Source organism: Microcoleus sp. Pol12B5 (genome assembly GCF_036701335.1).
In the GTDB taxonomy this organism is placed as follows: domain Bacteria; phylum Cyanobacteriota; class Cyanobacteriia; order Cyanobacteriales; family Microcoleaceae; genus Microcoleus.
In genome coordinates this window covers 42478-50762 of sequence record NZ_JAUBQQ010000041.1, presented here as the reverse complement: position 1 = coordinate 50762, position 8285 = coordinate 42478, and the positions used below count along the sequence as shown (strand labels likewise).

Annotated in this window: 3 protein-coding genes; all 3 read right to left on the bottom strand. The window is 38.4% G+C overall.

Annotation, left to right across the window (positions count from 1 at the left end; all coding sequences use genetic code 11):
- Window positions 1–201: 201 nt before the first annotated feature.
- Window positions 202–3192 (bottom strand): RNaseH domain-containing protein, encoded by a 2991-nt coding sequence (locus QUA24_RS17545; protein ID WP_333230951.1) that lies wholly within the window; start codon window positions 3190–3192, stop codon window positions 202–204.
- Window positions 3193–3254: 62 nt separating this feature from the next.
- Window positions 3255–6812: a pPIWI_RE_Z domain-containing protein gene (locus QUA24_RS17540; RefSeq protein ID WP_333230950.1), complete on the bottom strand. Its 3558-nt coding sequence runs from the start codon at window positions 6810–6812 to the stop codon at window positions 3255–3257.
- Window positions 6813–7967, bottom strand: a complete 1155-nt coding sequence (locus QUA24_RS17535; protein ID WP_333230949.1) for a restriction endonuclease-related protein — start codon at window positions 7965–7967, stop codon at window positions 6813–6815.
- Between the last annotated feature and the right edge of the window lie 318 nt (window positions 7968–8285).

Sequence of the window (8285 nt, the reverse complement as noted above, 5' to 3'; positions counted from 1 at the left end):
CTTTTGTTACCTCTGTGGAAAAAATCCTGAAAGAATTTGGAGAAAACTATGTAATTAATTTTGTCTAGCTACTTATCGATCGGGCGCGAAGTAGCCAAAGTGTTTATCACATCAGATATACTGAAATGATTTCGCAATTTTTTGAGTCTATTGAAAATGAGACCAAGATTAAAGATGGTGAACTGATATAATCAACTTTTCCTATAATTCCAGATATAAAATACAGAGAAAATCTTCAATCAATTTTATTCCCAAGTGCATAGGGTATGGATGACTAATATTTCCTCTCGTAAAGGCGGGCGAAATTCTTAGAAAATGCGGTACTCGACAAAGTGCTTTAAGATTGTCTTCTGTTTGAAAATCTCGACGAACAAAAAATGGCAGCATTTCGAGCATTTGTTGATGTTTGTAGGAAATATTGGCAGCATATACATCCCCATTACGATCGCTTTTATACAATTCTCTAGCTTTAGGAGTATTTTGGTTCTTCTGAGTCAGTGGAATTTTTGCTACCGAAAAATAGTGTAAAAATTCTGGAACTGTTTTATCTATAAATCCACTTAGCTCTGTAAAATCTGAAGTTGTAGAATCTTCGTCCCAAGTTGTTCTATTAGTTACATATTGTGGAGTTTCATGGTTACTGCGTATGCGAACTACGGCAAGTAAGTTTTCAAAGTTTTTGTTGTCTCTTTGATATTGACAATTATGGCCCGGTACGCGATCGAAGTTTAGAATATCTTTTTGTTCAAATAAATACTCATTCTTTAATTGAAACCAAGCTTGATTGTTATTCCCATCTTTATTGCGCTCGTTCCGCCAAACATCAGCTTCAATTAAAGCAATAGTGGGATTTTCAAAATGTTGACTTAAAACCTCAGCAACAAATTTTACTAATTGTCCACCTTTCATTTGAATTTGCTTGAGACTATCTATATCTTTCTTTCGTGCTTGATGAAATAATTTTCCGATTGCTATTCCGGCTTGTGAATAAGGAATCCATTGTCGAGTGTTAGGGAGTAAAACATCTACTTTACCTGTAGCAGCCAACCGTACAGCTATTGCATATTGAAACGTATATTTACCCATAAAGTTGTTTTTTTGTATTCTACACAAAACAAGTACATCTAATTTTTCAGCAAAATTTTCTGGTATTCCTGCAACTTTATAAACATCTGATGGTAAACCGTATAATGTTCCTGTTTGACGCAGGGTTACATCTAATATTGCGTTTAATACTCTTCCCTCGTTCGCTTTGCTATAAGTTGTATCGTCTTCTGAGTTTTCTTTGTCCTTTGGTTTATTTGCTTTAACTGTTTGCAGCATTTGAGAATTAATATTCTCCAATACACAAGCTTCTCTGACTGCTCCACGAATACTTTGTTGGGGGTGTGTTCCTATTACTTTACTCGTTCCAATTTCAATGATGGCAAAAAGTTCGCAATTATTTTGCTCCTTGACTAAAGGAACGATATTTTGTTTAATAAACTTTTGCCAAGCTTGACGTTTCAACTGATGTTGCTTGTTAATTTCCTCATCAAAATTAGCGTTAACTGAAGGCAATCCAGACACGGGTAATTTTTCTAAGAGACTGGAGTCATGAATAAAAACATCTATAACATTGATGTGTGCTGGAAACTCATCGCCGTCTTGTAATAAAAAAGCTTGACGTAACTGCTGGCGAACTAATGTTTTAGTGTGTTCTTCGTAGTAAACTATAAATAAATATATTTGTTTGTTATGGATCGCTAGTTTAATAGCATCTGCAATAACATTTTGCTTGTTTTTTATGTATTGCTGTTTTGCTTCGGCTTTTAATTTTTTGGGTGTGAGTGCAGATGGTAGTAAAGATGTACGTAGGAATTCATAATCCCGCATTGCTAAAGGCATTTTTTGACCAGCAGGTACAGAAATATCGAATTCCATAGGGTGATCTGGAATTAATACACCATTTAGCAATTGCAATATTTGATTAGTAATATCGGCCCTTTCTGTTAAACTAAACCCTGTTTTAATATAATGTCCGTGTCCTCTGCCTTTTTGACCTTCTTGTTTGTATTCATAGCCTTCAGCATGGACGATATAATATTCATCTTGATTCCAATCATCAAAATCATCTAAATTACCAAACCCTCTAGGGTTGTTCAAAATCTCTTGAGGATTAACAAGCGCTCGCGCTTTAAATTCAGTTAATAAATCAGGTAATTGTTCATGCCAATTTTTATGTGCTTGATTTTCAATAGTTAATCTAACTAAGGTTGAGTCGATCGGATATTTATCTAAACGAGCTTGATTCATGCCCATTAAGATTGAAATATCCCGACCATGATTAGCATCTACTAAAGGTTCGTGAGCGTATCTTTGACAACTAAGGTGTATGAATACCCAAGGTTTTAAATGACCTTCTGTGTGAAATCTTCCTGCTTGAGTATGCAAATAAAAATCTAAACGATAAGCAAAATAACCTTCTTTTTCTTTAGCATTTTCCTCACCACTTTTTCTGTAATCTTCCTCAAAATAAGTTGCTTTAAAAGGTTGACTAACTAGATGTAACCCTGTTCTTGTTGGACTACCTCCTTGTACTTTACGCCATTTGAGGGTTTGTTCCATATCTCCAGAAGAAATAGTACAGGTTTGTTCGTGTAAAAAAGTTACTAATAAACTTGGTATCGCTTGATAACCCAAGCCATTTTGAGCATTAAGATCTTTAATTAAAGTTTTAAGTGTAATAAATTCCCACTGCCAATCTTCAGGGATTTTATCTATAGCTTCTAGAAAACGATCGCATACAGATTGCATCTCGTCTCGTTGGCCTTTCTTTTCTAAAGACTGTTTCGTCCAAGTTTGCGCCCAGATATAAATCAGTTCGTGTATTTGTTCTGATGTTGGTCTACTTAATTCGGCTCCTGTACCAACAGCTAAAGCGCGATATTGAGGGATGTAATTTACAGTTTCTAAATATTCAAAGCCATGCGCTAAGGTAGAACTACAAGCTAGTATAGCATTATTTAATTGGCGGTACGGTGCATAAATTGTCTGTTTATTGCGCAAGACTTTTTCGAGATTTTGGCAAAATTCTTTTACTTCCTTAGCGAAAGGAAACATTAATACAGCGATGTTTGCATCGGATAGCGAATCGAGCGCTAAATCCATACGAGCAGGTAAAGCAAAGGAAGGGTTGATTTTTGCAGGCATAATCTGTACTCCAAATGAAAGTTTTTACGGTGATAAAAAACAGGGATGGCTCTACAACTATTTTAGTAGTCAACGCCTTCAATATTTTCTAAAGCATTAGCTAAAGGCTTATATAAAGCATTTCCAACAGAGTTATTTTCGGCTGCATACTCACAAACTATGAGAATAGTTGCTACCAATAAGCTGTTTTCTTCCGTATCATTATCGATAGCATCAGCATCTTCTCCTACTCTAATAGCACCAAGCTTTTTAGCGCTGTTATCCGCCCAAGCCGCATCGACAAAATAACCATGAAAAGGAACACCACCGCGAATCAAACGCCCTACTGCTTGAATAATTCTGCCTAATGTAGTTGCAGCTAGATCGTAGCGCGGAAAGGAACATAAATCCTTATTATCCCGCAGAGTTTTATAATAAGAACGTTGTTCGATCGATCGCCAATAAGTATTTGCTGTTTTCCGCAATAATTCCGCACGATGGGCAATGCCGTCTCCCTGTTGCCAAGCAATAAAGTCTTCCTTCTCCAACCACTCATAAGCGCGTCGATTCATCTCTTGAGCGATCGCCTGCGTATCATTAGGATGGGGATAAGGACGAGTCAGAAAGTAAACTGCACCAAAAGCTGCTTTACCGTTACCATTCAAGATATTAAACCCGCGTCCAATAGAGCTTGTAGGAGCAACGAGTATTTTACCTTGATTGTGTCCAAATATTTCGATATCTGCTCTTTTTAGCTCTCCTGGTTGCGATTTACCGTCTTTTGTAGGTTCTAATTCATCATTAACTAGATGGTAGATTTGCTGGCGAGTAGTGGGACAATAGCGGCGCATATCATCAGCTACCCATTTAGCCTGTTCGTAAGAATTGACCAATACTAAAATGCGATCACGATCTTGCCAGAGTTCGGGGTGAGTTTCGCCTAATTCTTTCAGTTTTTGCAATTCTTCTATCAAATGATGGCTACCGCTATCTGTAACTAGAGATTTAGCAATTTGGGTAAATTTAGCATTGGCTTGCTTTTTATTACTCAAATTACCAGAAACCCGAATCGGTTTATTTCGAGCGTCAAACTGCGGAATAAACTTAAACTCACTTTGCTTAATAGCCTCTTGCGCGCTTGCTTCTGGCATCAATACCCCTTGAGGATCGCCCACATGAAAGCTAGTTGAGTCGGGTAAATAGGATGTTCCTGAAAGTGCTAAAACATTTGGGCCTCGTCGCCCGTCAAAATCTGTTAACAAGCGGTGATAGTTGAGTACGTAATCTCGCCCAATATTGGTATAAGCAAATAAGGTTAGAGTATTGCTATTTTTGCGAGAATAGTAAGTACCAAATTGTCTCCCTGTTACTGGTAACGGCAGAATATTCGTCATTGCACTTGGCATTCGCCGGTGGGGAGAGGTTTCGCGAATATTATCAGGTCGATTTTGCCATTCATAAAATACTATCTTGGTATGGCGATCTAATAAGGTGATAGTGAGAGAAAACTGCAAGCGAGTAGCCAAAGTCTCTAGAGTATCTATATCTTCGTCTTCTGTCAGATATGGATATAAATCTTTGGCATTTGGCTGATTCCTGAGATTGTTTAATTCTGTTCTTAATCGGTCTAATTTGCTTTGCGTGTCAGGCAAAAAAGAGATAATCCAGTTGCGACAATCCTCAGAAATATCTTCGTCAATGGCACTTTCTCCTGTGTTGTTAATTCGCTGTACAATCTCTAATAATCTTGTTGTAGCGAGATTTAAACTATTGCGCGTTAGTAGGGGATCGTCTTTGAGAAAATTATCAAAATCATCCATGATAGATTGTATATCTCGATCGTTAATTCTTAGTTGCTGTTCCGAGATCGGATAAGAATCAAACTCTTCTAAGCCCGCCAAACGACGCGCTAGCTTGTAAAAAAGAACATGAGGCGTAAAATAACCTTGTTGAACCCATTTTTGCAGAGCTTCTTGCCCTAGTTCATCACTTAAAAGTGTTAATGTAGTGTTGATTGCCGTTTGAGCATTTCTTTGTACGGCACTCCATCTCAATTTCAAAGGCGATCGCACTACATTCGCTCGATTTGATAGTTCAGTTTTCACCCCAATCTCGTCAAAAACACCGTTTCTGCTCCGATCGGTCAGAGTTACTTGTTCCGCATAAACTTTATCAAACCACTCAATAATAGTATCTACTTCATCAAACACTAAAATATCCGACTGTTCGTAAACTAATTCACCCATTTTAATCGGACGTAATTCATAGTGATAAGGCATTCCTCCATATGCCATTGCGCCAGGAGTAGTAATCCAGACTCGCGCTTTTGACATATCCCGATATACTTGTTGTGACGGACAGCGATCGAATAAAGGACAAAAACAAGCTTTACCAGTGGCTGTTTTTGTCTTATCCTTGGGTGCTTTTCTGAGACGGTGACAGGGTTCTGTTCCCGGTTTTAGCGGTTGGCCGTTTAAAATATTATTGCGATCGCTTTGAGAAATTCTTGCCTGTAAAGGACAGACAACACTCAACCAACGTTCGCCCCAGTGTGCTTGTCCTCTTTTAAGATGTACCAGATAATCATCAGAATCAGAAAAGCCTTGTAAATGTTTATCTCGCTGGGTGGGACCTAAAATTGGCACAGCTACAGGATCATCTGTTTCTGGAGCGTCACAAAACCACCAATTAATTTGATTCGCTATTTTAATAGCTGATTGAGTGTCGCCGACAACTATAGCAATCCGACGCTTTGGATGGTTCCTAATTACATCACTAGATAACAGCAAGGATAAAGTAGATTTTCCTGCTGCTACCATCCCCGGAACGTGAGTAAACCCATCTATGTTTAAAGTTGGTGCGGGTTCTTGTTCGACAATATTTCCAGGTAAAACTTTGTGATAGTTAAGTTTGTTTAAACGTTTTACCCAATTTCCTTTAGCGGTATTTTGCCAAGAATACTGTTGTGCTAATGCTTCTTCTCTATTATCTAAAAAGATAGCTTCTGCTTCTAAATCGGCAAGATTAACAGCAACAGGCGATCGCTCTCGTACTCCATTAAACCAGGGTAAAGGATAAGTAGTTCCAACTTGTGCTTGAGTAAACTTAACCTGCAGCCTTACAGTTTCTTCTTTTGTCTCGGACTCAAATTGATAATATGTACCAGCTTGTACTCCATCGCGTTCTCTTCTGCGATAGTTTAATGTGGCAGTCAAACAACTTTCGCAAATACATTGATTTCTTTGTTGTTGCAGATTTTTAGCACCACAGATCGTTTGATTATCTAAATCTTGAAGGTTGAAGTCATAATTGCGCCAATCTTCTGGAATCCTTCTTTTATAATCTCGCAAAGCACTCAGCCAGTTAAAACGAGCGGAAAAAGGTACAATTTGTCTGACATTTGCGATCGCCCTTCTATCTTCTGCGCTTAAATTTTGTAACTCAGGATATTTGATAAACATCCCGCTTAAAATTGCCCAGACTGCGGTAACTGGTTCGTCATCTAAACCGAGTTTTTCCATCAAAGCGAAGCCTAGTTCGACTTGCAAGAGCAATCTTGATTCTCTGACACCCAGTTCTTGTAACTCTGCGATGCGCTTTGTAAAACCAGCAGGCGGTTCAAATAAAGTGTTGCTAGGCATTTAAATTGTTCCTCCTTTTTGTAATTTGGCAATTTTGTCATTTACGCGGATTTTAAAACTTTTTTCACTTACAACATGAGTCGCATTTGGTAGCTGTTTCGCTGCTTGTCGGAGAATTTCTAAGTAATCTGGATAGTTCGCCATGCAGCGATCGCTAATCACATAAAAACTTTCGTCATAACGCAAACTTCCCTCGCCATATAAAGGCTTGAGACTTTTCGCGAGTTTGTAAGGATCGCGCACATCTTTAATGTCGATCGCCCATACCGTACCATCACTGAAACGCAATTGTAAATCGTAACGATCCAAACCAGGATATAATTTGACTTGCTGCAAACAGTCTGGAGGTTTTTCTGTTAATTCTGCTAAAGCCGAATACAAATTAAGTTCGGGAATCCCAGGAAAACAAACTCGTTGATGAATGCCATCTTTAATCTGAAGTAAACCTGTTTCCCTCTCAACCTGATGGACGTAAGACTGGTCTTTATGATGATTTCCGCACAAACGAGGTTTTAGACCTTTCAATTTTCCGTGTTTTTCAGTTAACACACCACAGCGATCGCAATACCAATAGGTTTGATTATCCTGACATTCTTCGTATAACTCTCCAACCTCTTCGGTAGAAATATGCTTGGTACGCATAAAAACCTTACGAATCTGACTGGGAGTAGTGTAGGGATTTTCAATCAGAAAACGACGCAATGACAAATATTCCTGCTGCGCTATTTCCGAATCGATGTCGTTATAAACATCTCGCAGTTGGTCTAAAGTTTTTGTGAATTTTGAATTATCAATTGCTAGTTGTTTAATACTGGCGCGGGCGTATTCAGGGATTCCTCCTTTCTCTAACAATACTTCAGCCAGATAATCATTAGCCTCTTCGCTGAGACTCCCTTCATCCATTAAACCAAAATCGCGATCGAATTCCTTGGGAATAAAAGAACTGGGACACCAATCTTTTACTGGTTCTTCTAATAACTTCAAAAAACCATTCATTGTTTTGGGAAAAGGAATACTTTGCTTTATTTCCAAAGCTAAAGAATTCATTGCGTGGCGCAGCAAATCTGGATAAGGATATTTTTTGTCTCGTTCTAGATATTCTTTTGACCCAATTACTAGATAGTCAAAGAATTCTGTTTTATTGCTAGTAACCATCAAACCAATCCTTTGTAAAGTGAACAAAATTGATAAGGTGGGATGTGCCTCCTCTTACCCTTGACATCGCTAAGAAATAAATTGCGCGTACACATTACCTTGGTGGTGCATAAAGCTACTTTGTGGCTGAATAAAATCCTCTAGCCATTTTTTGCCAACGCAAATACGGCATTTGAAGGTGCAAGATTTGGGGCTAACCCGATTTTCGATCGCCGCTTTTTAATTTCTGCACCGCTAAGTACACATTACTTAACAGCCACGGCTTCTTACAAGCGATACAATCGTTTCACCAAGCATACACGACTCTCACCTGCCGTG

Bases quoted from the DNA above. Each gene is read 5' to 3' on its own strand.
- QUA24_RS17540 (WP_333230950.1), bottom strand. From the start codon at position 6,812: ATGCCTAGCAACACTTTATTTGAACCGCCTGCTGGTTTTACAAAGCGC.
- QUA24_RS17545 (WP_333230951.1), bottom strand. From the start codon at position 3,192: ATGCCTGCAAAAATCAACCCTTCCTTTGCTTTACCTGCTCGTATGGAT.
- QUA24_RS17535 (WP_333230949.1), bottom strand. From the start codon at position 7,967: ATGGTTACTAGCAATAAAACAGAATTCTTTGACTATCTAGTAATTGGG.